The 26,064-nt window shown below is 66.5% G+C and carries 22 protein-coding genes and 2 pseudogenes; 13 read left to right on the forward strand and 11 right to left on the reverse strand.

The window, feature by feature from the left end; all coding sequences use genetic code 11:
* The first annotated feature begins 137 nt into the window (after positions 1–137).
* The 5 genes and pseudogenes from IQ220_RS07990 (at position 138) to IQ220_RS08010 (ending at position 9,496) form a co-directional block, all read left to right on the forward strand.
* A complete protein-coding gene (locus tag IQ220_RS07990; RefSeq protein ID WP_370566381.1) occupies positions 138–1,205 on the forward strand; it encodes an efflux RND transporter periplasmic adaptor subunit in 1,068 nt (355 codons plus the stop codon).
* 114 nt (positions 1,206–1,319) lie between these two features.
* Positions 1,320–4,687 (forward strand): annotated as a pseudogene (locus IQ220_RS07995) (efflux RND transporter permease subunit).
* Positions 4,688–4,696: 9 nt separating this feature from the next.
* On the forward strand, positions 4,697–4,996 hold the full coding sequence (locus IQ220_RS08000; protein ID WP_193914258.1) for a hypothetical protein: 300 nt from the start codon (positions 4,697–4,699) through the stop codon (positions 4,994–4,996).
* A gap of 166 nt (positions 4,997–5,162) precedes the next feature.
* The gene (locus IQ220_RS08005) at positions 5,163–6,191 is read left to right on the forward strand and encodes an efflux RND transporter periplasmic adaptor subunit (RefSeq protein WP_370566382.1); all 1,029 of its coding nucleotides are present in this window, start codon (positions 5,163–5,165) and stop codon (positions 6,189–6,191) included.
* Positions 6,192–6,197: 6 nt separating this feature from the next.
* A pseudogene (locus IQ220_RS08010) lies at positions 6,198–9,496 on the forward strand (efflux RND transporter permease subunit).
* Between the two features lie 19 nt (positions 9,497–9,515).
* On the opposite strand, the gene IQ220_RS08015 reads toward IQ220_RS08010, so the two are convergent.
* Entirely contained in the window at positions 9,516–11,204 is a 1,689-nt protein-coding gene (locus IQ220_RS08015; protein WP_193914262.1) for an alpha-D-glucose phosphate-specific phosphoglucomutase, read from the reverse strand.
* A 223-nt stretch (positions 11,205–11,427) separates the two neighbouring features.
* Between IQ220_RS08015 and IQ220_RS08020 the strand changes: the two genes are divergently transcribed.
* The gene (locus tag IQ220_RS08020; protein WP_228009023.1) at positions 11,428–11,754 is read left to right on the forward strand and encodes a hypothetical protein; all 327 of its coding nucleotides are present in this window, start codon (positions 11,428–11,430) and stop codon (positions 11,752–11,754) included.
* Between the two features lie 27 nt (positions 11,755–11,781).
* On the opposite strand, the gene IQ220_RS08025 is transcribed toward IQ220_RS08020, so the two are convergent.
* From IQ220_RS08025 to IQ220_RS08060, 8 genes are all read right to left on the reverse strand, one after another.
* Entirely contained in the window at positions 11,782–12,210 is a 429-nt protein-coding gene (locus IQ220_RS08025) for a hypothetical protein (protein WP_186698539.1), read from the reverse strand.
* 115 nt (positions 12,211–12,325) lie between these two features.
* On the reverse strand, positions 12,326–13,543 hold the full coding sequence (locus tag IQ220_RS08030; RefSeq protein WP_186698541.1) for an FAD-dependent monooxygenase: 1,218 nt from the start codon (positions 13,541–13,543) through the stop codon (positions 12,326–12,328).
* Between the two features lie 40 nt (positions 13,544–13,583).
* Positions 13,584–13,826 carry a hypothetical protein gene (locus IQ220_RS08035; protein WP_186698543.1) on the reverse strand — a complete coding sequence of 81 codons (243 nt, stop codon included), beginning with the start codon at positions 13,824–13,826 and terminating at the stop codon, positions 13,584–13,586.
* Positions 13,827–13,842: 16 nt separating this feature from the next.
* A complete protein-coding gene (locus IQ220_RS08040) occupies positions 13,843–15,264 on the reverse strand; it encodes a phosphatidylserine/phosphatidylglycerophosphate/cardiolipin synthase family protein (RefSeq protein ID WP_193914265.1) in 1,422 nt (473 codons plus the stop codon).
* Positions 15,265–15,323: 59 nt separating this feature from the next.
* On the reverse strand, positions 15,324–15,497 hold the full coding sequence (locus IQ220_RS08045) for a hypothetical protein (RefSeq protein ID WP_193914267.1): 174 nt from the start codon (positions 15,495–15,497) through the stop codon (positions 15,324–15,326).
* A gap of 33 nt (positions 15,498–15,530) precedes the next feature.
* Positions 15,531–16,646 carry a DUF4912 domain-containing protein gene (locus tag IQ220_RS08050; protein WP_186700100.1) on the reverse strand — a complete coding sequence of 372 codons (1,116 nt, stop codon included), beginning with the start codon at positions 16,644–16,646 and terminating at the stop codon, positions 15,531–15,533.
* 251 nt (positions 16,647–16,897) lie between these two features.
* Positions 16,898–17,656 carry a phycobilisome rod-core linker polypeptide gene (locus IQ220_RS08055; RefSeq protein ID WP_186698546.1) on the reverse strand — a complete coding sequence of 253 codons (759 nt, stop codon included), beginning with the start codon at positions 17,654–17,656 and terminating at the stop codon, positions 16,898–16,900.
* Positions 17,657–17,744: 88 nt separating this feature from the next.
* Positions 17,745–18,350: a phycobiliprotein lyase gene (locus IQ220_RS08060; RefSeq protein WP_186698548.1), complete on the reverse strand. Its 606-nt coding sequence runs from the start codon at positions 18,348–18,350 to the stop codon at positions 17,745–17,747.
* A gap of 49 nt (positions 18,351–18,399) precedes the next feature.
* Here IQ220_RS08060 and IQ220_RS08065 point away from each other — a divergent pair, with 49 nt between their 5' ends.
* A complete protein-coding gene (locus tag IQ220_RS08065) occupies positions 18,400–19,155 on the forward strand; it encodes an EamA family transporter (protein ID WP_370566383.1) in 756 nt (251 codons plus the stop codon).
* Entirely contained in the window at positions 19,074–19,307 is a 234-nt protein-coding gene (locus IQ220_RS15715; RefSeq protein WP_228009024.1) for an EamA family transporter, read from the forward strand. The genes IQ220_RS08065 and IQ220_RS15715 overlap by 82 nt, the downstream gene beginning before the upstream one ends.
* A gap of 27 nt (positions 19,308–19,334) precedes the next feature.
* Here IQ220_RS15715 and IQ220_RS08070 read toward each other — a convergent pair whose 3' ends face one another.
* Both IQ220_RS08070 and sufR read right to left on the reverse strand, forming a co-directional pair.
* Entirely contained in the window at positions 19,335–19,703 is a 369-nt protein-coding gene (locus IQ220_RS08070) for a hypothetical protein (RefSeq protein WP_193914269.1), read from the reverse strand.
* Positions 19,704–19,738: 35 nt separating this feature from the next.
* Positions 19,739–20,389, reverse strand: coding sequence for an iron-sulfur cluster biosynthesis transcriptional regulator SufR (gene sufR, locus IQ220_RS08075; RefSeq protein ID WP_186698554.1), 651 nt, complete (start codon positions 20,387–20,389; stop codon positions 19,739–19,741).
* Positions 20,390–20,856: 467 nt separating this feature from the next.
* Between sufR and IQ220_RS08080 the strand changes: the two genes are divergently transcribed.
* The 5 genes from IQ220_RS08080 to IQ220_RS08100 all read left to right on the forward strand — a co-directional run bounded on the left by IQ220_RS08080 (position 20,857) and on the right by IQ220_RS08100 (position 26,060).
* A complete protein-coding gene (locus tag IQ220_RS08080; RefSeq protein ID WP_193814438.1) occupies positions 20,857–21,219 on the forward strand; it encodes a ferredoxin-thioredoxin reductase catalytic domain-containing protein in 363 nt (120 codons plus the stop codon).
* A gap of 18 nt (positions 21,220–21,237) precedes the next feature.
* Entirely contained in the window at positions 21,238–22,677 is a 1,440-nt protein-coding gene (gene sufB / locus IQ220_RS08085; RefSeq protein ID WP_193814439.1) for a Fe-S cluster assembly protein SufB, read from the forward strand.
* A gap of 85 nt (positions 22,678–22,762) precedes the next feature.
* Positions 22,763–23,578, forward strand: coding sequence for a Fe-S cluster assembly ATPase SufC (gene sufC / locus IQ220_RS08090; RefSeq protein ID WP_193914272.1), 816 nt, complete (start codon positions 22,763–22,765; stop codon positions 23,576–23,578).
* Entirely contained in the window at positions 23,578–24,717 is a 1,140-nt protein-coding gene (sufD, locus tag IQ220_RS08095; protein ID WP_193914274.1) for a Fe-S cluster assembly protein SufD, read from the forward strand. The genes sufC and sufD overlap by 1 nt, the downstream gene beginning before the upstream one ends.
* A gap of 92 nt (positions 24,718–24,809) precedes the next feature.
* On the forward strand, positions 24,810–26,060 hold the full coding sequence (locus tag IQ220_RS08100) for a SufS family cysteine desulfurase (RefSeq protein WP_193914276.1): 1,251 nt from the start codon (positions 24,810–24,812) through the stop codon (positions 26,058–26,060).
* Positions 26,061–26,064: the final 4 nt, after the last annotated feature.

A 26,064-nucleotide genomic window follows, 5' to 3' on the forward strand; every position in this document is an offset into this window, starting at 1 on the left:
GTGCTGGGGCAAGGGTGCGCTGTGGACGATCCTGGCGCCTGTCCCGGCGGCAGGCATCCGTCACCGCCATCCTCCAGACTGTGACTCAGTGGCTTGGGCTTCTTTTGCGGGAACGGCATGGGGCCCGGAGCGCTGTGGTGCTGGTGCTCTCCTCCACGGGCGTGATCTTTGCGGGCTGTGCCCAGCCGCCGCCGCCGCCACCCCGGGTGGTGGGGGTGGCCGCTGTGCCAGTGGAGTCGGCGCCCTTCCAGGACACCGTCGACACCATCGGCACCCTGGAGGCCCTCGAGGAAGTGTCCCTGGCCACCCGCGCCACGGGTCGCATCGACCGCCTGCTGGTGCGGGAGGGGCAACTGGTCCAGCAGGGCCAGCCGATCCTGCAGCTTGACCAGACCCAGGCCCGCGCCCAGCTCGCCGCCACCAGCGAGGAGCGCGACAACCTCTGCATCGATTTCCGCCGCTTCGACTTCCTGGCTGCCAAGGGGGCGGCCAGTGCGCTGCAGCGCGACAGCTTCCGGGCCCGCTGCCTGCAGGCCAACGAGGAGGTCAAGGCCCGCCAGGCCGACCTCGCCTTCAGCAACCTGCAGGCACCGATCACCGGCGTGGTCAGTGATCTGGAGGTGAGGCAGGGGGATGTGGTGCAGGCCGGCACCCCCTTCACCAAGGTGATCCGCAACGACAGGCTGCTGATGCGGATCGACATCCCGGCGGTGCAGTCGGCCCGGGTGCGGGTGGGCCAGGCCGTCACCGTGCGGCGCCCCGATGCCAGCGGCACCCTGGTGCGGGGCCGGATTGACTTCATCGATCCTGTGGTCACCTCCTCCAGCCAGGGCCTGCTGGTGAAGGCGGAGCTGCCCAATCCCACCGGCACCCTGCGCACTGGCCTGCGTCTCCAGACCCTGGTGGAGCTGGACCGTCAGACCCTGCCTGCGGTTCCCTTCGCGGCCGTCACCCAGTCGTCCGGCCAGAGCTTCGTGTATCGCCTCGGCACCCTCAGCGACCTGCGCCGCCAGCCCGGCAAAGCCCCCCTGGAAGAGCTGAGCAAGCTGCCGCCCAGCACCCGCTTCGCCCTGCAGACCCCCGTGCGGCTGGGCCCCCTCCAGAACAACCGCTATGCCGTTCTGGAGGGGGTCGGGCCCGGAGCGCAGGTGATCACCACCAACCTGCTGAACCTGCGCCACGGAACCCCGGTGAAGCTCAACTGAACCCCTGAGCTCCTGAACCGCTGAGCTTTCCGGACCTGCCGATCTTCCCCTGTGTCGCCCTCCAACTCCTTCATCGTTCGGCCGGTGCTCACCACGGTGTGCAGCCTGATCATCGTGATCGCCGGCTTGATCTCGATCCCCGTGCTGCCGATCGAGAGCCTCCCCGACATCGCCCCGCCCACGGTGAACGTGAGCTCCCTCTACGGCGGCGCTGATGCCATCACGGTGGAGCAGGGCGTCACCAACGTGCTTGAGCAGCAGCTCAACGGGGTGGAGGGGATGGACTTCATCAGCTCCAGCAGCTCCGCCGATGGCCGCAGTGAGATCACGGTGTCGTTCAACAGCGGCACGGATCCGGATATCAACCAGGTGAATGTGCAGAACAGGGTGGCCCTGGCCAACCCTTCACTGCCGGAAGAGGTGCGTCAGTCTGGCGTGGTGGTGAACAAGGCCTCCAACCAGATTCTTCTTGTCTACAACTTTGTAAGCGAAGATCCAGACAAGATCAGTTACTCCGCTGAAACCATCAGTGGCTTGCTTGATCAGAATCTCACCGATTCCATCAGGCGCGTTCCCGGGGTTGGAGACCTCACCTATTTCGGCGAACGCCGCCTGGCCTTCCGGCTCTGGCTCGATCCCGACAAGCTGGCTGCCTTCGGGCTCACCTCCAACGATGTGGTGAATGCCCTCAGGAGCCAGAACCGCTTGGTGCCGGCGGGCCAGATCGGTGGCGAGCCTGCCCCTGCAGGACAGCAATTCACCTTCACCGTGCAGCTGCAGGGTCGGTTGATCAACGTGGAGGAGTTCAACAACATGATCGTCCGCAACACGCCTGAGGGTGGTGTGGTGCGGTTTCGGGATGTGGGTGAGGCCAGTCTGGGCGGAGAAAATTATGCGCTCCAGGCAACCGATATCAATGGTGTTCCTTCCGTTGGCATGGCGGTGTATCAGTTGGGGGGCACCAATGCCCTGGATACATCGGAGGGGATCAAGGAGGTGCTCGATGAGTTCGAGGCTACCATGCCCGTGGGCCTGAAGATGGAGAAGATCTACGACAGCACTGATTTCATCAACGCTTCTATTGAAGGAGTTGTGAGTTCACTGCGCGATGCGGTGATGCTGGTGGTGCTGATCCTGTTTCTGTTCCTCCAGGACTGGAAAGCCACACTGGTGCCGGGTATCGCTATCCCCGTGGCCTTGATCGGCACCTTTGCCCTGGTGAATGTCTTTGGTTTCTCGCTCAATCAGCTCACCCTGTTCGGCTTGATTCTGGCCACCGGCCTTGTTGTGGATGACGCGATCACCGTGATCGAAGACACCTCCACCAAGAAAGCCGAAGGCAAGACGGCAGTGCAGGCGGCCATGGGCACCATGGATGAGCTGTTCACCGCGGTGATCGCCACCTCGGTGGTGCTGTTTGCGGTGTTTCTGCCAGTGCTGTTCTTTCCCGGCGCCACCGGGGCCATCTACAAGCAGTTCGCTGCCACGATCATCTTTTCGGTGGCGATTTCCACCTTCAATGCCCTCACCTTCTCGCCGATGCTGGCGGCTCTGCTGCTGGCCCAGGAGAGCGAGCCTCCGGGGCGGCGCACCTATGCGATCGCGGGTGGGGCCATCGGTTTCGTCTACGGCGTGCTCAGCGCCGGTAGCGGTGTTTTCGGCACCTTGGTGGCCCTCGCGGTAGGCCTGGTGGTGGGCTACGCGTTGCTCCTGATCACGGGATTGCCCCTGCGCCTGCCGTTTGTGATCGGCGGCGCGGTGAGCGGGCTGCTGCTGGCCGGGGGGACCAGCCCGATCGTGGTGCTGCTGTTCACCGCTCTGGGCATCACCCTGGGCTGGCTGACCCCAGTGATCTTCCGGCGCTTCAACGGCTTTTACGCCGGCCTCGAGCGTCGCTATCACGGCCTGCTGGATTGGGTGCTGGGTCGTCGTGGCCTGGTGATGGCCGTGCTGGCGGGAGGGATCGTGCTCACTGGGGTGGCCTTCAGCGCCATTCCCGGTGGCTTTGTGCCGGTGGAAGATCAGGGGTATGCCATCGGTGTGCTGCAAGCGCCGGATGGGGGCTCGATTCAGGTCACCGACCGGATCAATGCCAAGGTGGCCGCCATCATGCGCGAGGAAAAGGAGATCACAACGGCGGCCTTGTTCAGTGGCGCCAGTTTTGACGGCAATGCTCCCAACAATGGGCTGTTCTTCTTGGGAACGCGGAACTGGAGCGAGCGGACCAATCCGGATCAGTCCGTGGAGGCGATTGTGGCGCGGCTGAACCGGCGCTTCGCCCAGGAGATCCAGGAGGCCCGGGTGGTGGTGGTGGAGCCTCCCTCGATTCCGGGCTATGGCCAGTCCGGCGGTTTTGAGTTCCAGCTGCTCGATCGCAGTGGGGGGCGCTTTGATCTGCCGGAATTCGCCGTTGCGGCTGGTCAGATCATTCAAGCGGCCAACGCCGACCCCACCTTCAGCTCCGCACCGCCCGTGCGCACCCAGTTCTCGCCGGCGGCCCCCCAGCTGGCGATCGATGTGGACAGGGATCGGCTGGCTTCCCTCGGGGTCGACTTCGGCGAGGCGATGCGCTCCTTCAGCATCAACTTCGGGGCCTCTATGTGAATGACACCTTCCAGGAAGGGAAGGTGCGCCGGGTGTTCGTGCAGGCCAACGACATCACGCGGGCCACCCCCGAGCGCCTCAAGGCCCTCTATGTGGTGAACAGCTCCGGCGAACAGGTGCCCCTCTCCGAATTCTTCACGGTGCGACCGATTGAGGGCCCCGCTGTGGTGCCGCATTTCAATCTCTACCGCTCGATCAAGATCGATGGCCAGCCAGCGGTGGGCAAGAGTTCCGGCCAGGCCATCAACGGCATGCGCCAGATCTTTGAGGCTCAATCGATCCAGGGCCTGGGCTTTGACTGGACGGGCATCTCCCGGGAGGAGGTGAAAGCCGGCGCCCTGGCGGTGGTGATCTTCGCCCTGGGCATCCTGGTGGTGTATCTGGTGCTGGCGGCCCAGTATGAGAGCTACGCCGACCCGCTGATCATCCTGATGACCGTGCCCACGGCCATGCTGGGGGCCTTGGCCTTCCTGGCCATTCGCGGCGAGGTGCTCAACATCTACGCCCAGGTGGGCCTGGTGATGCTGATCGGCCTGGCGGCCAAGAACGGCATCCTGATCGTGGACCTGGCCAACCAGCGCATGGCCGCCGGCGCCAGGGCCCTGGAGGCGGCCAGGGATGCGGCCCGCTCCAGACTGCGGCCGATCATCATGACGGCCATCTCTTCGCTGTTCGGCTTCCTGCCCCTGGTGGTGGCCAGTGGTGCCGGTGCCCGCAGCCAGGCCTCCCTCGGCACGGTGGTGTTTGGCGGTCTGCTGGTGGCCACCGTGCTCTCCCTGCTGGTGGTGCCGGTGTTCTATGTGGTTGTCAAGGCGCTGATGGGCGGCGATGCTGAGCCTGAGGCAGGGTCCGGGCCTACCCCAGGGCTGCAACCCTGAAGCCCGAGCATGCCTGAGATCAATTCCAATCCCCAGCTCCCAGCCCCGCGTCGTTCGACGGGGATGAATGGCCGCAAGGTTCTGATCGCCCTGGTGGTGGGAGTGGTGATCGGTGGCGCCATCGGCATCTTCATGGAATCGATCGTGGCCAACACCCCCAGCGAGATCGATTCCGAGCAGCTCCACTGGCTCCGCCGCCTGCTGGCTGCGGCCGGGGGGCTGAGCGGCCTGGCGATCGAATCCGTTCGCCAGCTGCAGACCGCCTGCACCGACCCTGCCTACCGCAATCGCAGGCGGCTGCGCCGCTGAGCGCGTCGTCTCAGCACAGTGGAGGGCCAGGTCCGCCCGACGCGGCTACCTTTGGGCAGCAGCCTGCCAACCACCTGTGCTCCGCGTCACTGTTGCTGCTGTGGTGCTGTTGGGCAGTGCCTGCGCAGCGCGGCCTCCCCAGGCCCGTTCACCGCTGCAGGTCCAGGTGGCCACCCTGGGCAAGGACACCTTCAGTCCGGCGATCGAGGTCATGAGCAGGCTGTCCTCCACCACGGATGTGTCGTTGCGACCCGAAGCCGAGGGACGGGTCGTGCAGATCCTGGCCCGGCAGGGCCAGCAGGTTCAGGCTGGCCAGCCGATCCTGGTGCTCGACAACGCCCAGGAGAGCGCCACCCTCGATGCCAGCAAGGCCGAGGCCCGCAAGAATCAGGTGAATGCAGAGCGTTACATCTTTCTGAATCAGCAAGGCGCGGTCTCCACCAAAGAACGTGATTTTTATGTCACCCAGGCGATTGAGAGTCGAGATCAGGTCAAGGTGCAGGCGGCCAATCTCGGCTACAAGGTGGTGCGCGCGCCCATCGCTGGCGAAATCGGTGATCTCGACTCTGTGAAGCTCGGCGACTTTGTGCAAAAGGGCCAGGCGATCACCGGCATTGTTGACAACCGGCGACTCTGGACTCTGATGGACGTGCCGGCGATCCAAGCCTCCAGGGTCCGCCTGGGTCAGCAGGTCGAGTTGCTCACCCAGGGCAACCCGCCCATCACCGCCAAGGGCCGGGTGGTGTTCATCTCGCCTTACTTCGGGGTGAGCGGCAGTAGCACGTCCCCCAACACGGTGCTGGTGAAGGCCGAGTTCCCCAATTCCGCTGACCAGCTGAAAACCGGCCAGTTTGTGCAGAACCGGATCATCACCGAGGTGAGTCAGCAGCTGGCCGTTCCGGTGCAAGCCGTATCGATGCAGGCCCAGCAGCCGTTTGTCTACCGCATTGAGCAACTGAGCACCATTCTGCCGAAGATCCGCGGCTCGAAAGACATCCCCGAGGCCAGCCGCGAGCGACTGGAGAAGTTGCCCCCCTCCACGACAGTGGTTGTGCAGACTGCCGTCAAGCTGGGGCCGCTGCAGGGCAACAGCTATCCGGTCTTGTCTGGTATCTCTGCAGGTGATCGGGTGGTGGTGAGCAATACAGCCCTGTTACGCAACGGCATGCCCGTCAGCATTGCTGCAGCCAGCTGAGGGTTCATGTCACTCTCAGATCGTTTCATCAAGCGACCGGTCCTCACGACGGTCTGCAGCATCCTGATCGTGCTCATCGGGCTGATTGCGATCCCAACTCTGCCGATCGAGAATCTGCCAGCGATTGCGCCACCCCAGATTCAGGTCACGGCCACCTATGGAGGGGCCAACTCGCTGGTCACCGAGCAGGCGGTGACCAATGTGCTCGAGCAGCAGATCAACGGGGTTCCCAATGCAGCCTATATTTCCTCGCTCACGACGAATACCGGTCAGAGCACCGTGAATGTGTTCTTTGATGAGGGAACTGATATCAACATTGACCAAGTCAATGTGCAAAACAGGGTGTCTCTGGCAATGCCTCAATTGCCATCCCAGGTGTCCAGCACGGGTGTGTCTGTTATTCAGACCACTCCTTCTATTCTTTTGGCTTATCAGGTTTCCTCCACAGAGGGGCAATTTGATGCTGCCTATCTGAATGGCCTGATCTACGAGCAGCTTTATTACCAGCTCGGCCGTGTTCCAGGAGTGGCCCAGGTCACCCTGTTTGGAGGCAGCAACCCAGCCTTCTGGTTGTTCGTGGACCCCGTCAGGCTGGCAGCCAATCAACTGACCGCTGACCAGGTGGTGTCTGCTGTGCAGAGCCAGAACACGGTGGCGATCGGCGGGTTGGTGGGAGGGCCACCCGCCAGTGGGAATCAGGCCTTCACCTATCCCATCTTGGTGGAGAACAACGGCAATCTGATTTCGGTTGATGATCTCAATCAACTGATCATCGGCCGGTCGCCCCAGGGCAATCTGTTGCGCCTCCAGGATGTGGGTGAGGCCAGGTATGGCTTCAACACCTTCGCCACCCAGGGCGTGGATATCGAGGCCCATCCTGCCATCACCATCGGCGTCTATCAGACACCGGAAAGCAATGCCCTGCAGGTGTCCCAGGCGGTGGTGGCGTTGATGGCTGAATTCACTGACCGGTTACCACCTGGTGTGATCCTCACCCAGATCTACGACGTGGGTCAGTTCATTGAGGCGGCCGTGGATGGTGTGGTGGATGCTCTCGGCCTGGCCATCGTGCTGGTGCTGGTGATCCTGTTTCTGTTCCTGCAGGATTGGCGCGCCACGGTGGTGCCGACCCTGGCCATCCCGATCTCCCTGGTGGGCACCTTCGCCTTCATCAAGGTGTTCGGCTTTTCGATCAACCAGCTCACCCTGCTGGGGCTGGTGCTAGCCACCGGTCTGGTGGTGGATGACGCCATTGTGGTGATTGAGGCTGTGGCCAGGAACATCGAATCCGGGCTGCGCCCCAGGCAGGCCGCGCTGGAGTGCATGGGAGAGCTGATCGGCGCCCTGATCGCCACGGCCCTGGTGCTGATGGCTGTGTTTGTGCCTGTGGCGTTCTACCCAGGCGGCATCGGCATCATCTATCGACAGTTCGCGCTCACGATCGCCTTTTCGATCGCCATCTCCGCCTTCAATGCGCTCACCTTCTCGCCGATGCTGGCGGCCCTGGTGTTGCGCGCCGACAAGCCGCCGCAGCCGAGGGGATGGGGCTGGATCCTGGCTGGCGTGCTGGTGGGCCTGGCCTTCGGGCGTTTCAGTGCGGCCTCCTTCGGGCCGGGGGCCTACGTGGCCGGTGTGCTGGTGTTCGGCATTGCCGGCAGCCGGCTTGGGGCGATCTTTTCGCTGTTCAACAGCGGTTTCGCCCGCCTTGAGAAAGGCTATGCGGGGTTGATCGCCACCTTGATCCGTCGCCGCAGGCTCATCCTCGGGGCGTTGCTGGGGGGCATCGCCCTCACCGTTGTGGCCTTCGGCGCACTGCCCACGGCCTTCATCCCTGAGGAAGACCAGGGTTTCGGGTTGGGTTTTTACCAGCTCCAGAATGGAGCGTCCCTCAGTCAGACCCAGAAGCTGGGTGAACAGATCGCCGCCGTGCTCAAGCAGGAGGAGGATGTGACCAGCGCCGGCATCATCAGTGGTGCCGGCTTCAATGGCAGCAGCCCTGACCAGGGCCTCTTCTTCTTCGGACTCAGGCCACTCGAGGAGCGCTCCGGTACGGATCACAAAGCCCCTGCCATTGTGGATCGCCTCAATGCGAAGCTCTCCAAACTCAGCCTCGGCCTGGCACGGGCTGCCCAGCCGCCGGCGATTCCCGGCTTCTCGGCCCAGAGTGGCTTCTATTTTCAGTTCAACGATCTCTCCAACGGCTCCTACAGCTTCAATGAGCTCGATGGCCTGGCCCAGAAACTGGTGGCCAGCGGCCAGGGAAGTGGTTTCTTCTCCACTCTCTACACCCAGTTCATCCCCAGTGCACCGGCCTTTGGCCTCAAGATCGACCGCTCGATCATGGGCAGCCTGAATGTGGATTTCCAGCAGGCGATGCAGACGATTGCCGTGTTGGCCGGGGGTAACTTTTCAGGACTCACCTATGAAAGTGGCCAGGCGCGCAACATCTATGTGCAGGCCGATGCCGCCGGCCGCGGCGAGCTGGATGATGTGCTGAGTTACTACGTGCGCAGCGAGGATGGCGATCTGGTGCAGGTGTCTCAGTTCGCCACTAGTGAACTGACCAGCGCCCCTCCCGTGATCAGCCACTACAACCTCTACCGCACGATTCTGGTTCAGGGTGCGGAGGCCGTGGGGAAGAGTTCCGGGCAGGCACTGGCAGCCATCCAGAAGATCTTCACCAGGCTTGACTTCAACAACATCGGCTACGCCTTCACCGGTATTGCGGCGCTCCAGCTCTCAGCCGGTAACGCCAGTGTGCTGGTGTTCGGCCTTGGGGTGCTGATTGTGTATCTGGTGCTCTCCGCCCAGTACGAGAGCTATGTGACGCCCGTTGTGATCCTGATGACGGTGCCCCTGGCCATGCTCGGAGCCCTGGCCTTTCTGGCCCTGCGCTCGATCGATCTCAACATCTATGCCCAGGTGGGGCTGGTGACCCTGATCGGGCTGGCGGCCAAGAACGGCATCCTGATCGTGGAGGTGGCAGAGCTGCACCTGCAGGAAGGCATGGGGGCGGCGGAAGCGGCCATCGCCGCGGCTGAATCCCGCTGCGCCCGATCCTGATGACGGCCATCGCGGCCCTGGCCGGCTTTCTGCCCCTGGTGCTGGCCAGCACGGCTGGAGCGAACAGTCAGCAGTCGCTGGGCACGGTGATCTTCGGCGGCTTGCTGGTTGCCACTGTGCTCTCGCTTGGGGTTGTGCCGCCCTTTTATGTCACGGTGAAAGGGCTGGAGCAGCGCTGGTTCGGCGGCCGCCGCGATGACGACGCGGCCCCGGAGGCTGAGGCCGGATCTGCGCTGGGGTGATCGCTGAGCTGATGATCGCTCAGGTGATCACCGTGGGCCGCTGCATGCCGGTGCGGCTGCGGATCTCAGCCAGCCCATCGATGGCACGGATCAGGTCGCCCAGTGCCACCTGGGGATCCTGTTGCAGTGCCCCCCCCGGCGGCACGTAGCTCTCCAGATACACCCGCAGGGTGGCCCCCTTGGTGCCCGTCCCGGAGAGGCGCAACACCACGCGGCTGCCGTCATCGAGCAGCAGTCGCAGACCCTGGCCGCCGCTCACGGAGCCATCCACCGGGTCGGTGTAGGCGAAGTCGTCGGCCAGCTGGATGCTGCGGCCGGCGAACCCCTGGCCGAGCAGGGAGGGCTGCATCGCCTTGACCCGGCCGTAGAGCTCCTGGGCCGCCCCACTGTCCACGGCCTCATAGTCGTGGCGGGAGTAATAGTGGCGCCCGAAGCGTGCCCAGTGGGCGGCCATGATCTCCGCCACCGAGCAGCGCCGGCTGGCCAGGATCTGCAACCAGAACAGCACGGCCCAGAGGCCATCCTTCTCCCGGATGTGGTGGCTGCCGGTGCCGAAACTCTCCTCGCCGCAGAGGGTGATCCGGCCGGCATCGAGCAGGTTGCCGAAGAACTTCCAGCCGGTGGGGGTCTCGAAGCAGTCGATGCCCAGCTCTTTGGCCACCACATCGGCGGCGCCGCTGGTGGGCATGGAGCGGGCCACCCCGGCCAGGCCGCCGGCGTAGCCCGGAGCCAGGCCGGCGTTGGCGGTGAGCACCGCCAGGCTGTCGCTGGGGTTCACGAAGCAGTGGTTGCCCAGGATCATGTTGCGGTCGCCGTCACCATCACAGGCGGCCCCGAAGCGGTAATCGTTTCCCTCAAGCAGCAGGGACGCCAGCTCATGGGCGTAGGTGAGGTTGGGATCCGGGTGGCCGCCGCCGAAATCCTCAAGCGGAACGCCATGGCGCACCGTGCCCGCCGGAGCCCCCAGCAGGCCCTCCAGGATGCGGCTGGCGTAGGGACCCGTGACCGCATGCATGGCATCGAAGGCCATCGGGAAATCTGAGCGCAGCAGAGCGGCGATGGCGTCGAAGTCGAACAGCTGCTGCATCAGGGCTGCGTAGCCCTCCACGCCATCGATCACCTCCACCTGCAGCGCGCCGAGCGTCCACTGGCCAGGAGACTCGAGCCGCCGGGCGGGTTCGGTGTCGGCGCTGGCGGAGTCCTCGCTGGCGGAGTCTTCGCTGGACGCTTCGGCGATGCGATAGCCCTCCAGCCGCTGGGTCACCGCATAGATGGCGTCGGTGAGGGATTCGGGTGCCGGCCCGCCGTTGGCTCCGTTCAGCTTGACGCCGAAGTCCCCCTCGGGGCCGCCGGGGTTATGGCTGGCCGAGAGGATGATGCCGCCGATCGCCTGGCGTTCACGGATCAGGTGCGAGGCGGCCGGGGTCGAGAGAATCCCCTCCGTGGTGGTGATCACCCGGGCCAGGCCATGGGCGGCCGCCATGCGGCAGATCACCTCAATGGCGTGGCGGTTGCCGTAGCGACCATCGCCCCCCAGCACCAGGGTGCCGCCCTCCACGCCTGGCAGCACCTGGAAGATGGCCTCGATGAAGCTCTCCAGGTAATGGGGAGTGGCAAATTGGCGGCTGCTCTTGCGCAGGCCGGAGGTGCCCGGTCGCTGGTCGCTGAACGGCTGGGCGAGGCGCACCTGCCGAACGGTGATGGCCATGGGGCACCGGTTTGGGGGCCACCAAACTACCGCTGGCCCCAGTGGCCGCCTGGGTCGTCCCCAATGCCTGACCCCGCCGTGCGTTCTGGCTAGGTTGGATGGATTGCCGACGATGCCTTTCATGGCTGTCCATGCCTCCGCTGGCCGCCTGGCTCGGCTTCTGGCCGCAAGGGGTCTGGCTGTGGCGGCCCTGAGCCTCACGTCCCTGGGGGTCGGAGGAGGCTTGGCTCAGGCGCAGGCTGTCTGCGCGGCGGGTGGGGCCAAGGCCAGGCCCTACGACCAGGCCGTTCAGCACACCCGCAAGGCCGCCGAGGCCGTGCTGAGCCGGGGCGGCGCCGAGAGTTGTCTGCGGGGCAAGCTCACCAATGCCCTGCTGGGCCTCTCGGCCAGTTGCGAGGCGGCCGGCCAGAGCAATCGCCTCTGCCAACTCGCCGATCAAGCGGTGGTGCAGCTGAACTGGACGCTGCCGTTCATGGATTCCACCTCCCGGCAGCTGCTGGATCTCTCGGCCTCAGGCCGCTCTGGCCAGGGCCAGGCCAGCGCGCTTTAGGCCCGCTCCCCACGGCTGTCTGATTGTTCAGGAGCCCGGCACGAGGCCGAATCCCCGGCCAGGAGCCTGGGGCCTGGACGGCGGGCTGGTGGTCCGCAGAGGCTGGCTCAGCTGCCGGCAGAACCGAATCATGTCGGTGGCTTCGCCGATCAGCCGCTCGCGGCGTTGAAAGTCGTTGCGGGGCACCACCACCGCGTCCTGGCTGATCTGCCAGAGCGCGTCCTTGCAGTTGCCGCTCAGCCTCGGATGGTCGAGCAGGGGATCGGCGGTGCTGCGGGCCTGATCACAGTCGGGGGCGAGGTTGTCGCGGCCGCAGGCGATCGTGTCCAGCTGCAGTTGGCGCAGCAGCTCCTGGCTGGGGTAGTCAGGGTCGCGAGCCCTGACAGGGCCCTGGAACAGGACGGTCAAGGCCAGCGCGGCAAGGGCGGGAACCAGCAGCAGGTCATGGCGATTCATGGCAGGGCTGGCTGTGCCGTACGCCTCACCATCATTACGGTGGATCTCAGCCGCGGTTGATGGTCGGCTCGGCAGCTGTCCGTTCCGCCTGGTGGCCACGTCCTCTGCGGAGCGATCAGCGGCCCAGGCTGGCCAGGTCGGTGATCCCCTGGCGCAGGGGTTCCTGGCTGCGCTGCCAGTGGTGGGCCAGTGGTGGCGCCAGCCAGCCTGAGCTCGCCTGCAACAGGCGGCGCAGGCCGCTCTGCCGCTGCAGCCAGAGGCCGCGGGCGGTCTCCTTGGCCTGCAGGTCTTGCAGGCCAAGGGTTTCGGGTTGCCGCAGCGCTTCGATGCGGGCCAGAACCGCATCGAGACTCCTGGCCGGCGCGGTGTGCTGGGCCGGGGCGCTGGCCAGGGCTTCCCCCAGCAGCTGGCCGGCCACCCAGGCATCCCGCAGCGCCAGGTTGATGCCCTGGGCCCGCACCGGACTCATCGGGTGGGCGGCATCCCCGAGCAACAGCAGGCCAGGGCACCACCACCGCTTCGCCAGGCCCACCTCCACCCGCAGCCGCATCGGTTCCGCCGGCTCGCCGGGCTGGGAACGCAGCGCGGCGGCCAGCTCGGGCGGGCTCTGGCGGGCCATGCGTTCCAGCCACTGGCGCGGCGAGACGTTGGGCTCGGTGGCGCCGGCCTGCAGCACCCAGCCCAGCTGCAGGCCACCGCTGGCGGACACAAAGGCGCTGAAGATGCCCTCGGCGCCCACCATCGTGGTGAAATCGCCCGCCAGGGGATCGGGGCCGGCTTCCGGCAGAGCGAACCAGAGCACGTCGATCGGGCTGGCCCTGCGCCTGAGCTCCAGCCCCGCCGCCTCGCGCAGGCTCGACTGGCGCCCGTCGCAGGCCACCACCAGGCTGGCCGGCAGCTGCTCGCCCCCGGCCAGCTGCACGCCGCTGATCCGGCCGCACTGCTGCCTGATCAGTCCGCTCACCCGCTGGCCCAGCAGCACGCGGGCGTTGCCGAGGGCCCGCAGGCGGGCGATCACGGCAGCCAGCAGGGCCGGCTGGCTCACCAGGAGGCAGCCGGGCTGGCCTTCCCCCTCCATGGGCTCGGCCACCCGGAACAGGGGCCGGCCATCGAGACAGAAGCGCCAGCCCGCCAGGGCACGGTGGGGAAGATCGCCCAGCTCCCGTGCCAGCCCCATCGCCTCGAGGGCCTCCAGGCCATGGGGCATCAGGGCTTCGCCGCGGAACTGGCGCTCCAGCCTGGAGGCCGCCTCCACCAGGGTCACCGGCACACCGCGCTGGGCCAGCAGCAGGGCCAGGCAGCTGCCCGCCGGTCCTGCCCCCACCACCACCACGCAGGGGCCGGTTGGGCAGGGGGCGGTGTCGGTTGTGGGCTCAGAGGAAGGCGTTGTAGTTGCGGTTGGTGAGGCTCTCTCTCTCACTCTGACCCATCAGTTGGCTCTTTTTGGTGAGCAGGTAATCCACCAGCTCCTGTTGCACGTCCAGCAGTTCCTTCGTGCAGCCCCGGAATGCAGCCCGGTGGCGAATTTCGTCATGGCGGGTCTGAAGATCCCGCAACATCAGTTGGATCGCATCAAGGGTGGTCGATTCAGCCTTGGCGGCGGATCTTGAGTCCATCAGCGGTGGAGCCTGTCTAGCCAGATCGTACGGGGCCATCCTGGACCAGCCGCTGCCGGCCCCGGCCACAGAGTCTCTGCTGGCGGTCGCGTTTGCGCTGCAGCCGAGCGGAGATGCCGAGTTCCGCCCCCTTCCAGAGGCGATCGATTTCCCGAGTGAAATGGGCCGCCAGCTGGGGCGACTCGATGATCAACAGGGTTTCATCGTTCTGGTGGGCGGCACTCGGACTCCAGTTGAAGGAGCCCGTGACCACGGTGCGTTGATCGAGCACCGCCAGCTTGTGGTGCATCTTGTCGCCGCTGGCCAGGCGCGGGGTGCCGACTCCCTCCAGGGGTTGGCGCTGGGGGGCGTTGCCTGCCTCCAGGGCACAGCGGTGATCGGGCAAGGCCACCCCCAGCAGATCCAGCACTTCGCTGAAGGAGCGGTTGGCAAAGCCCGGGTCAGCCAGCAGCCTGATCGCCACGCCGCGGCGGTGCAGCTGCCCCAGGGTGTTGCCCAGCTGCTGATCGGAGAACACGAACAGGGCCAGATCGGCGCTGCGGCGCGTCTGCTTCAGCAGGCTGTCCAGTTGCTCCACGCCATTGGCGCGATCGCGGCGCCGATGGGGCGCGAACAGCACCGCCACGGGGGTGCCTCGCACCCGCACCCTCTGCAGCCCGGGGCTGTCCTTGCCCAGGCCGAAGCGGCTGTCGGCTGCGCCCCCCGGACCATCCCCCCACAGGCGATGGAATTCAGCGCGGAACAGCTCGGCCAGCTCCGGGCTCTCGATCTGCAGCAGGTGGTTCACGTTGCCGCGGGTCTGGGGGGCGCCCGCATCGCCATGAAGTCCGGACGCGGTGAAGTTGGCGGAGCCCGTGACCACCACCGCCTCATCGATCACCAGGAACTTGTGGTGCATCAGACCACTGCCGGCGCTGCCATCGGCGGTGTCGTCCAGCATCGGCACGCCGCCGCGCCGCAGGATCGCCACCGCATCCCCCCCGCCGAGGGCCTGGAGCTGGTGATGCCGTCGCCGCTCCCGGGGGGACAGATCGGCCAGATGCTGCTCCGACCACTCCTGGCTGTAGGTGTTCTCCAGCACCACCTGCACCTTGATGCCCCGCCGTTGCTGGGCGACCAGGGCCTCGGCCACCCTGGGCAGGGAGAGTTCCTGCACCGCCACCAGGATGCTGCGCCGGGCGGAGCTGATGGCGTTGAGCAGCATGGCCTCCAGGTCATCGCCCTGGCGCCACTCGCCGCTCACCGGGCTCCGGTAGCGGTTGCCCGACCGGTGGTTGAACGCCACGGTGAAGCCCTGGGGCAGGGGCGGCTCTGGTTCAGGGGCACCGCCGACTGTGGCCACGGCTGTGCAGCCCACCAGCAGCCCGGAGGCCGCCAGCAGGGCCAGGCTCAGACCACGGCGGACCCTGGTGGTGGTCGTCAGAAGCTCACCCGCCATTTCCTGATGTCCACGGCTGGCAGCAGTGTTGCCTCAAGCGCCCAATCAGGGCCTGGAACCTAGTGGTGAGAGGGCATCTCAGCCGTACGCAGCATCAGCACAAACCAGAGGGTACCCACCACCACGGCCGTGAGCACCGCTGCTGGCAATCCCACCCAGCGCAGCACCAGGGGCACCGCCACCGGGAAGGCGAGGGCCCCGGCGAGGGGCGTGATGGCAACCACAAGGCGCATCGGTGTGGCGGGGGTGGGCACAGCCAAGTCAGGTCAGAACCACTCGGCTACAGCCTGGTCGGCCGGGTTGCTGTTGTCTTCCGGAGTGGTGCGACTGAATTCGAGTGTGATGTTGCGGCTCTGATCGCCGTCTGCGGCCACGGCCTCGATGGGATAGATCTGGCGGCCGTCGCGGAAGGGCACCTGCACCCGGAAGGTGCCGTCGGCAGACAGGGGCACGTCCTCGCCGCCGATGGCGAGCTTGGCCGAGGGGTCAGTGGCGCCGTAGACAATCAGCTCGGCGTCGGCCACCAGCCAGAAGGAGCGCTGACGCGGCGCCACGCCTCCGATGCCGGACTCACTGCGGCCGCTGGCCCAGATGCCGGCGCCGGAGGCATTGAGGCCGCCGCTCTCAAAGCCTGCCGTGTCGAGCTCATGGAAGGCCTCGGAACCCCGCCTGATCTGCCGCCACTGGGATGTGGCGCTCTGGTAGAGCCGCTCGTGCAGATCCTGATCAGCTCCTGCAGGGGAGGTCGACGGCGTTGCAGCGGCACTGATCGCTGCTGGAGCCGTCGCACCGGTCTCGAGCGTGAAGGGGACGAACTGGTCGAGGATCTGGTCGCTGGGGTGGAGGGCCGGAACCCGGGCAACAGAGGAGAAGGCCAGCGAGATCCAGCCGCCCGCCGAGCCCTTGCGGTAGCCCAGCTCGACCCGGTAATCGCGATCACTCAGGGGAACAGGCAGGTACCACTCGGTGGCGTGACTGTCGACGACCACCTCCTGCAGGGTATGGGGGTGGGCGGAGCCGCCCGAGAGGCCGGTCACATCGGCAAGCCTCAGGCAGAGCTGGTTGGCCCCTGCGGCAAAGGCGGCGTTGCGATCGGCTTCGGTGATGTCCCAGAACACGTAGGCCCACTGCGGGTCGCGGGGCAGGAACACCACGCTGGTGTCAGCCGTGGGCCGGGGGGCCGGCGGCATGTCGGCCTCAATCGACTTCAGCGATGGAGTCTCGGCCTGGGAAGCAGCATTCCCCTGCACCTGGTCGAACCCCTCATCTGGCTGGTCGTCCTTGCGGGCCCCAATCTCAGAGACCAGCTCATCCTTGGACTTGCGGCTGTAGAGGGTCACGCCCAGATCGCTGGCAATCTGGCGGAGTTGCCGGAGCGTCATACGGGCCAACGAGGACAGGGCTTGGCTCACTGCGTAAGGTTTCGTTTGGGATCAGTGTGATGCACTTTTCACCTGGCGGGCCCGTCCGCTCTGGTGGGGTCAGCATCCACTGACCAGGACTCACGCTCCGGTCCCGCCGGGGATCACGGCGGCCCTGCCGGCGGAGTCCACCCCAGCCGCCCAGGGTCACGCCAACCGCCATGAAAAAAGCGGCCCTGGGCCGCTTGGTTTCTGCGTTTTGAGCGGTCGCGTTAGCGGCCGATGCTGCGGTAAGGCACCTTGGCCAGGTAGTTGATGTCGGCAGCGGAAGCCGCGCTGCTGGCCCGCATTGCCGGCAGGCTGCGCACCCAGGGCAGATAGTCCTCGGGGAAGCCGCCACGGCGCTGGCGGGAGCGCTCTGGGTAGGCCTTGGCCGTGCCCGTGTACACCACCTGGGGGAAGCCGAGGATGCTGCGGTAGTAGGCGTCGTAGCGGGGGCTGGTGATGTTGAACGGGGTCTCGCCCAGATCCCGGCTGCCCACCACCCGGTTGCGGTGGTAGGGCACGGTGTCGTAGCCGAAGCTGCCCAGGTACTCCTCCGAATCGAGGATGTCGTCCACCATCCCCTTGACCCCTCGGGTCATCAGCACGGCCGACCAGGCGATCTCCTCAGACTTGCCATGGGTGGGGCGGCCCAGCAGCTTCTCCACCAGGTGACGGGCCACCTTGTAGTTGCTGTTCAGGTTGTAGAAGCTGCGGTTGAAGGTGTCGGAGAGACACAGGGAGCGGATGAAGTCCCGCACCGTGATCTGGCCGTCCCGCAGCTGCGACTCGAGGGTGCGGTCGCGGTCCACCTTGAAGGCATGGAAGAAAATCTGGCGGTAGGCCGCTTCGATCACGAAATTCTGATCTTCGCGGTCGATGGCCTTGTCCATGGCCGCAGCCTTGGGATCCTCATCAGAACCCACCCGCAGAGGGTCCACCCGCGAGTTCTGGGTGGTGGGTGCGTACTTCAGGAGGGGCAGGGCCACGCGATTTCAGCATCCGTCGGCCGTGATCGTAGAAGTGCCGCCCCAGCCCCACCGCCGCAGTCCCGGCAGGACTCACAGTCCGTAACGTTTACCAGCCCAGCGGTGAGAGGCTCTGGCCGGCGTTGAGGCGCTCCTTGCCCGCCGTGGCGGCGGGCCGGGGATCAGCCAGGATCCTGGTTTCCACACAGAACGACGCGGTGTTGGAGAGGCCTTCCACGGTGCTGGTGCGCAGCCGCACGTTGGGACCGGCAAAGCTGAAGCGCTCCAGGCTGTTCATCGTCTCGTAGCTGGTGGTGAGCAGCAGCCCATCGCGCTCATCCATGGCGAAGTGGCCGGCCACGGGAGCCGTTTCGGCGTAACCCCTGTCGCGCAGCAGCAGCCCCTGGCGGCCTGCCGCATCGGTGGGGATCAGCCCGAAGACGCTCTCACCCTCATGGGCCTCGCCGGCCTGGTCCCAGGCCATCGAGGCGTTCCAGGTGACGCGGCAGCCCCCCACCAGCCCGCCGGAGGGCTGGCCGTGCAACGCGGCGATGGCGATCAGGCGCGGATCGTCAGCGGCGAGTTCCACCACCTCGATCCAGGAGCCGCCCGCCTCCGCCCGGCGATGGAGCAGGTGGTGGCTGCTGCGCTGGGAGCGCCAGCGGCCGCAGCTCAGCCGAAAGAAGCCGAGGGCATCGGCGATGGCGTCAGTCACGCGGGCAGGGCAGTTGGCACGATGATCGCAAGCCAGCGGACGAAACGAGGTGGTGATCGGCGTGGCGGCGGCGCTTTGGGCCGCCCTCGGCTGGACCCTCGCCAGCAGTCTGTGGCGACGGCTCCCCCCCTCCCTGGGGGCGGCGCGGCTGAACCTGCTCAAGAACCTGCTGGCCCTGGCCCTGCTGGCCGTGCCCCTGGCCCTGGTGGTGGGCGCCCCCGGGCTCTCCGCCCTGCCCGGCACAGGCCTGGCCCTGCTGGCCGCCAGTGGGGTGCTGGGCATCGCGGCGGGCGACAGCCTCTTTTTCGCGGCTCTGCGGCGCCTGGGCACCCGCCGCACCCTCACGGTGGAGGCCGGCGGCCCCGCCCTCACCGCAGCGGCGGCGGCACTCCTGCTCGGGGAGGCCCTGGGCCCGCAGCAGTGGGCCGGGATCGGCCTGATCAGCGTTGCCCTGGTGCTGGTGGCCCGTCAGGGCTCCCCTGCCGCAGTCGGCGCTGCGGGGCCGCCGGCAGCGGCCGGGCTGCTGCTGGCCGCGGCGGCGATGGTCTGCGGCAGTGCCGGCGCCCTTCTGGCCCGGGCGGCCCTCCAGGGCGGTGCGATCAGCCCCTTGGCGGCCACGGGCCTGCGCCTGGCTGCGGCCAGCCTGGTGATGCTGCCCTTGCTGCCCGGCTGGTGGGCCGCTGGCGACGGCCCGCCGGCGCCTGCGCCCGCAGTACCGGCTCGATGCGCTCCCTCTGGGGGCTGGTGCTGCTGGCCACCCTGCTGGGCACGGTCGGCGGGATCGCCCTGCAACAAGTGGCCCTGAGCCGCCTGCCAGCAGGACTGGCGGTGTCGTTGCTGGCCACGGCGCCGGTGATGGCCGTGCTGCTGGCGCCGCTGGAGGGAGACAGGCCACTGCTGAGCGGCTGGCTGGCGGCCCTGGCTGCCCTGGCCGGGGTGGTGCTGCTGGTGAGCTGATCGACTCAGCCCGGGGGCAGGTGGTGGTCAGGAACCAGCGTCATCGATCCTGAGGCGCTGATCTGCGGCGGCCTTGGCGCTCCGGCACAGCTCAGGGAGCTCCAGGGCCAGGGCCGTGCTGCCCAGGCCCGACGCGATTGACTCGAGCTGGCGGCCTGCGGCCTCGAGCTGATCCAGAAAGGTGTGCCGAAAGGAGGGGTCGTCGCGCAGCTGCGGTACCCCGCAGGCCCAGTGGTTCAGGGCAGTCCGATCAGGGGGCGACCCCTCCCGCCGTGCGGCGATGGCCTGGAGGGTGCGCAGGCCATGGGCCAGAATCCTGAGGTGATGCCGCTCCAGGGCGGGGAGCAGGGTGGCCTCCAGCTCGGCCAGCTCGTTGGCGCTGAGCGGACCTTGCATCCCTTGCCTGGGGGAAGCGGGCATGGCGGGCGTGCTCAGGAGGCGACGGCGGGCTGGAGCCGGAACCCGCAGGAGTGCCCTGCTTCCAGCCGCCACTGCACCCTCTCCACCACGCAGTCGGGGAAGGTTTCGCGGATCAGGCGCAGTTCCTGATCACAGACGCAGGGAAACTGCTCGGCGATCCGCATCACGGAGCAGTGGAATTCCTGGATCACCCAGGAGTGGCCATCGGGATCGGGGCTGCACTCGGCCACATAGCCCTCCTGCCGCCTCAGGTCCACGAGCCGCTCAAGCCGCTCCTTCAGGCTGCCTGCCCCCACATGGCGGCGGTACGACTGGGCTTTCTGACTTCCCTGCTGGCAGAGCAGCAGGTTCACGGTCTCCTCGGAGAGAGACTCGGTCATCGACTGGAGCAGACCGAGGGCAAAATCCTCGCTTCCGTCTGGAAACTTGCCCTGCCCCTGGGCGGTGAGATGCCACTGGTTGCTCGGGCGCCCAGGACCGGCGGCACTGAGGCTGGAGTGCACGAGCCCCTCCTCCTCCAGGGTGCGCAAGTGGCGCCGCATCACTTGCACGGAGACATCCAGCCGCCGGGCCAGTGCCGCTGCCGTGGACTCTCCATGGCGCAGGAGCAGGGCCAGGGCCGCCTCCCGGGTGGAGGAGGGTGTGGTGTCGGCGCTGTTCACTGCGGCGCCAGGGGCTGGTGAACGGCCCACAGACGCGAAGCAAGCCGCGGAGGTGTCACTGATGACTGGAGTGGCGAGGCCATCCGGGGCTGAACCTGAAACGATTGCAGTGGTCGGGGTGCGGTAGGCGATGGGTCATCGCATCACTCACACCGGGTGCCAACACGATGCCACGGGTTCGTGGCGATTGGGTGGCCAGACCCGCCGGCCCTCACCTGGGCGGCACAATGGGAGAGCACCCACCCCCAGGATCTGTGCCCTAAGCTGCGGGAAAGGAAACCTAAGGGTTTCGTAATCAGCGGTTTTGGTCAGGTTGGCCGCTTCAGAGCCGATCCTGAGTCTCCTTGCTCAAGCCGGCACCTCGGCCCGTTGAGATCAGCGCCCAGCGTCCTCGCTTTCCTGCCCGGGTTCCTGCTGCCACGCCTGTCAGCCCTCTTCTGCCCTCCCTCTGTCGCTCTTTCCCCTCCATGTCTGATTCCGCCGCCGCCAGCTCCGCACCCAGCCCCGAGAGCCTGGAGGTGATCCGGAAGTTTGCTGAGACCTACGCCCAGCGCACCGGCACCTACTTCTGCAGTGATCCGGGGGTGACGGCGGTGGTGCTGGAGGGCCTGGCCCGCCACAAGGAGGACCTCGGCGGTGCCCTTTGCCCCTGCCGCCACTACGAAGACAAGGAGGCTGAGGTGGCGCAGGCCTTCTGGAATTGCCCCTGTGTGCCGATGCGGGAGCGCAAGGAGTGCCACTGCATGCTGTTCCTGACCGAAGACAACCCTTTCCGCGGTGAGAAGCAGTCCATCAGCATCGAAGAAATCAAAACCCTCGCCGCCGGCTGATCCACCGCTTTTCCCAACATGTCTACAGCCACCGTCGGAGAACTTGTTTCTCAGCCGTATAAGTATGGTTTCGTCACTGACATTGAAACCGATAAGATTGCCAAGGGCCTCAGCGAGGACGTGGTTCGGCTGATCTCCGCCAAGAAAGAGGAGCCTCAGTTTCTGCTTGATTTCCGTCTGCGTGCCTACCGGCAGTGGCTGCAGATGCAGGAGCCCGATTGGGCGGCACTGGGCTTCCCGGCCATTGATTACCAGGAGATCATCTATTACGCCGCCCCCAGACAGCAGGAGAAAAAAGCCAGCCTCGATGAGGTGGATCCCAAGCTGCTGGAAACCTTTGACAAGCTCGGCATCCCCCTGGGTGAGCAGAAGCGGCTTTCCAACGTGGCTGTGGATGCCGTGTTCGACAGCGTTTCCATTGCCACCACCTTTCGCGAAAAGCTCGCCGAAGACGGTGTGATCTTCTGCTCGATCAGCGAGGCCGTCAAGGATTTTCCCGAACTGATCGAGGCCTACCTGGGTACGGTGGTGCCCACCAATGACAATTTCTTTTCAGCACTCAATTCCGCCGTCTTCAGCGATGGCTCTTTTGTTTTCATCCCCAAGGGTGTGGCGTGCCCGATGGAGCTGTCCACCTATTTCCGCATCAACTCCGGTGATACCGGCCAGTTTGAGCGCACCCTGATCGTGGCTGAGGAGGGTGCCTCCGTGAGTTACCTCGAAGGCTGCACGGCACCGATGTTTGACACCAACCAGCTGCACGCTGCAGTGGTTGAGCTGGTGGCCCTCGATGACGCCTCCATCAAGTATTCCACCGTGCAGAACTGGTATGCCGGCGATGAGAATGGGAAAGGAGGCATCTACAACTTCGTCACCAAGCGGGGCCATTGCCGCGGCGAGCGCAGCAAGATCAGTTGGACCCAGGTGGAAACCGGATCAGCCATCACCTGGAAATACCCCAGCTGCGTTCTGCAGGGAGCTGATTCAGTCGGTGAGTTCTATTCTGTGGCCCTCACCAACAACCGTCAGCAGGCTGACACCGGCACCAAGATGGTGCATGTGGGCCCCCGCACCCGCTCCACGATCGTGAGCAAGGGTATCAGCGCCGGCCACTCCTCCAACAGCTACCGCGGCCTGGTGCAGATCGGCCCGAAAGCCCTGGGTGCCCGCAATTACAGCCAGTGCGATTCGATGTTGATCGGCGATCAGGCTGCTGCCAACACCTACCCCTACATCCGCTGCCAGCAGCCCGAGGCCGCTGTGGAGCACGAGGCCAGCACCTGCCGCATCTCGGCAGACCAGCTCTTCTATCTGCAGAGCCGCGGGATCGGCTTTGAAGAGGCGGTGTCGATGATGGTGAGCGGCTTCTGCCGCGATGTGTTCAACCAGCTGCCGATGGAGTTTGCCGCCGAAGCCGACAAGCTGCTGGCCCTCAAGTTGGAGGGATCGGTGGGTTAGGCCTCTCCACCACCTCTCCCCTGTGGCTCCAACTGTTCAGTCCAGCTCAGCACCGTTCAGCCCCCCGTTCCGTTTCTGATTTTCCGTGATTCGCCCAGACGCACCCGTACTCCTAGAGATCCGCGACCTGCAGGCTTCGGTGGAGGACCAGCCCATCCTCAAGGGGGTGAACCTCACGATCAGAGCCGGTGAGGTGCATGCCGTGATGGGCCGCAATGGCAGCGGCAAGAGCACCCTCTCCAAGGTGCTGGCCGGTCACCCCTCCTACACCGTCACCGGCGGCTCGGTCCACTACCGCGGCGACAACCTGCTGGAGCTGGATCCGGAAGAGAGGGCCCGCATCGGCCTCTTCCTCGGCTTCCAGTACCCGGTGGAGATTCCCGGGGTGAGCAACCTTGAGTTCCTGCGGGTGGCCACCAACGCCCGCCGCAGCCAGCAGGGTGCCGAGGAGCTCGACACCTTTGCCTTCGAGGATCTGGTGCGCGAGCGCCTGGCGGTGGTTCAGATGGACCCCGCCTTTCTCGATCGCAGCGTCAACGAGGGGTTCAGCGGCGGTGAGAAAAAGCGCAACGAGATCCTGCAGATGGCCCTGCTGGAACCTGTGGTGGCCATCCTCGATGAAACGGATTCCGGCCTCGACATCGATGCCCTGCGCATCGTGGCCGGCGGCGTCAACCAGCTCGCCAGCCCCGACAACGCCACCCTGTTGATCACCCACTACCAGCGCCTGCTGGAGGTGATCACCCCGGACTATGTGCACGTGATGGCGGCTGGCCGCATCCTGCGCAGCGGTGGCAAGGAGCTGGCTCTTGAGCTGGAGCGCACCGGCTACGACTGGGTGGACGAGCAGGTCGCCCGCCTCGAGGCAGCTGCCGAGCGCCAGCCTCTGGAGGTGGGCTGATGGTGGCCAGCTCCCGGGCTCCTGTGGCCCCTGCTCCCACTGCCTGCACCGAGGCCTGGCTCAGCGCCCTGGCCGGGGCAGCGCTGCCCACCCGCCGCCAGGAGGACTGGCGCTTCACCGATCTTTCGGCGCTGCAGAACCTGCCCCAGTGCCTCGCTGCTCCCGCCACCAGCTGCTGGGATCTGGAGACGCTGCCGGCCGGCATCAGCCGCCTTTCCGCCGAGGCGGCGGCTGCCGAGCAGGGCCGCTCGCTGGCGGCCACCGGCTGCAGTGAGCACTGGCCGGTGCGGCTGAATGCCGGTGCTGATCCGGCCCTGCTGGCCCTGCGGGTGAGCGGCTGCGCCGATCCCCTTGAGCTGTTGTGGCAGGCCGGTGCCGGCGAGGGTCTGCGGGCCAGGCGGCTGCTGCTGGTGCTGGAGCCGGGGGCGAGCCTCGATCTGTTTCTGCTGATCACCGCCGCCGGCCCCCAGGCCCTGAGCCTGGTGATCGAGGTGGCGATGGCCACCGACAGTCGCCTCAACTTCGGCAGCCTGGCCATCGGCAAGGGCGGCCAGGCCACCCTGCTGGCCCACACGGCCATCCGCCAGGCCTCCGGCAGCCAGCTGAAGCTGGTGAACGGCAGCTCTGGCTGGGCGCTGCTGCGCCAAGAACCCCGCTTGGTGCAGACCGATGGCGCCGCCCACGCCTGCCTGCGCGGGCTGCAGCTCGTCGATGGCGAGCAGGTGGCTGACACCCATAGCCATGTGTGCTTCGAGGGCCCGGCCGGCAGCCTCGACCAGCTGCACAAGGTGGTGGCCGATGATCGCGGCCGCAGCGTGTTCAACGGTGCTGTGCAGGTGCCCCGGGTGGCCCAACAGACCAATGCGGCCCAGCTGAGCCGCAACCTGCTGCTCTCCGACCGCGCCAGGATTGACACCAAGCCCGAACTGGAAATCGTGGCCGATGACGTCAAGTGCGCCCACGGCGCCACCGTGAGTCGCCTGCAGCGCGAGGAGCTCTTCTACCTCCAGAGCCGTGGCATCGCCGCCGCCCAGGCCGCCGCCCTGCTCAAGCGCGGCTTCTGTGAGGAGGTGCTGCGCGAGCTGCCCGCCACCGCCGCCCGCCATCGCCCGCTCCAGAGCCTGCTGGGAGAAGCCTGAAGCTCCATGCCGATCACCTCCGCCATCGCCAAGCTGCCGCCAGCCCCGACAGCGCCCCGCTCTCCAGCCCTGCGGGAGCGGAGCCGGCCGTGATGGCGCCTGACAACCTGGCCCTGCAGACGCGGCCCGACTTTCCCCTGCTCGCCCAGACGGCCTGCCTCGGCCAGCCGCTGATCTATCTCGATCACGCCGCCACCAGCCAGAAGCCGCGGCAGGTGCTCTCGGCCCTGCAGCGCTACTACGACCACGACAACGCCAACGTGCACCGGGGCGCCCACCAGCTGAGCGCCAGAGCCACGGAGGGCTTTGAGGGCGCCAGGGCCAAGACGGCCGCCTTTGTGGGTGCGGCCAGCCCCCGGGAGATCGTGTTCACCCGCAATGCCAGCGAGGCGATCAACCTGGTGGCCCGCACCTGGGGCGAGGCCAACCTCAAGCCGGGCGATGAGATTCTGCTCTCGGTGATGGAGCACCACAGCAATCTGGTGCCCTGGCAGCTGCTGGCCGCCCGCACCGGCTGTGTGCTGCGCCATGTGGGCCTCACGGCCACCGGCGAGCTCGACCTCGACGATCTGCGCGCCCAGCTCAATGACCGCACCCGGCTGGTGAGCCTGGTGCAGGTGAGCAACACCCTCGGTTGCCTCACACCGATCGCCGAGATCGCGCCCCTGGCCCATGCCGTGGGGGCACTGCTGCTGGTGGATGCCTGCCAGAGCCTGGCCCACCTGCCGGTGGATGTGGCCCGTCTCGACTGCGACTTCCTCGTGGGCAGCTCCCACAAGCTGTGCGGCCCCACGGGCATGGGCTTCCTCTGGGCCCGCGAGGCCCTGCTGGAGGCGATGCCGCCCTTCCTGGGGGGCGGCGAAATGATCCAGGACGTGTTTCTTGACCACAGCAGCTGGGCTGAACTGCCCCACAAGTTCGAAGCGGGCACCCCGGCGATCGGCGAGGCGATCGGCATGGGGGCCGCGCTCGACTATCTGCAATCGATCGGGCTGGAGCGGATCCACCGCTGGGAGCAACAGATCACCCGCCGCCTGTTCGAGCGGCTCAACGCCATCGACGGGGTGACGATCCTGGGGCCCACTCCAGACCAGCAGCCCGATCGCGGTGCCCTCGCCGCCTTCACCGTGGAGGGCCTGCACGCCAATGATCTGGCGGCTCTGCTCGACTCGGCCGGGATCTGCATCCGCAGCGGCCACCACTGCACCCAACCGCTGCATCGGCTCTACGGGATCCCCGGCTCGGCGCGGGCCAGTCTCAGTTTCACCACCTCCCCCGAGGAGATCGACCGCTTCGCGGAGGAACTGGAGGGCACGATCGGCTTCCTGCGCGAGCACAGCTGAGATC

It is taken from the genome of Cyanobium sp. LEGE 06113, assembly GCF_015207615.1.

Excerpts from the sequence above, each read along its gene's own strand:
- IQ220_RS08000 (WP_193914258.1), top strand. The coding sequence starts at position 4,697 with ATGCCTGAGATCAATTCCAATCCCCAGCTCCCAGCCCCGCGTCGTTCG.
- sufD (WP_193914274.1), top strand. The coding sequence starts at position 23,578 with ATGGTGGCCAGCTCCCGGGCTCCTGTGGCCCCTGCTCCCACTGCCTGC.
- IQ220_RS08025 (WP_186698539.1), bottom strand. The coding sequence starts at position 12,210 with ATGAATCGCCATGACCTGCTGCTGGTTCCCGCCCTTGCCGCGCTGGCC.
- IQ220_RS08080 (WP_193814438.1), top strand. The coding sequence starts at position 20,857 with ATGTCTGATTCCGCCGCCGCCAGCTCCGCACCCAGCCCCGAGAGCCTG.
- IQ220_RS08040 (WP_193914265.1), bottom strand. The coding sequence starts at position 15,264 with ATGGCGGGTGAGCTTCTGACGACCACCACCAGGGTCCGCCGTGGTCTG.
- IQ220_RS08050 (WP_186700100.1), bottom strand. The coding sequence starts at position 16,646 with ATGACGCTCCGGCAACTCCGCCAGATTGCCAGCGATCTGGGCGTGACC.
- IQ220_RS08045 (WP_193914267.1), bottom strand. The coding sequence starts at position 15,497 with ATGCGCCTTGTGGTTGCCATCACGCCCCTCGCCGGGGCCCTCGCCTTC.
- IQ220_RS08070 (WP_193914269.1), bottom strand. The coding sequence starts at position 19,703 with ATGCAAGGTCCGCTCAGCGCCAACGAGCTGGCCGAGCTGGAGGCCACC.
- IQ220_RS08100 (WP_193914276.1), top strand. The coding sequence starts at position 24,810 with ATGGCGCCTGACAACCTGGCCCTGCAGACGCGGCCCGACTTTCCCCTG.
- IQ220_RS08035 (WP_186698543.1), bottom strand. The coding sequence starts at position 13,826 with ATGGACTCAAGATCCGCCGCCAAGGCTGAATCGACCACCCTTGATGCG.
- IQ220_RS08015 (WP_193914262.1), bottom strand. The coding sequence starts at position 11,204 with ATGGCCATCACCGTTCGGCAGGTGCGCCTCGCCCAGCCGTTCAGCGAC.
- sufB (WP_193814439.1), top strand. The coding sequence starts at position 21,238 with ATGTCTACAGCCACCGTCGGAGAACTTGTTTCTCAGCCGTATAAGTAT.
- IQ220_RS15715 (WP_228009024.1), top strand. The coding sequence starts at position 19,074 with ATGCGCTCCCTCTGGGGGCTGGTGCTGCTGGCCACCCTGCTGGGCACG.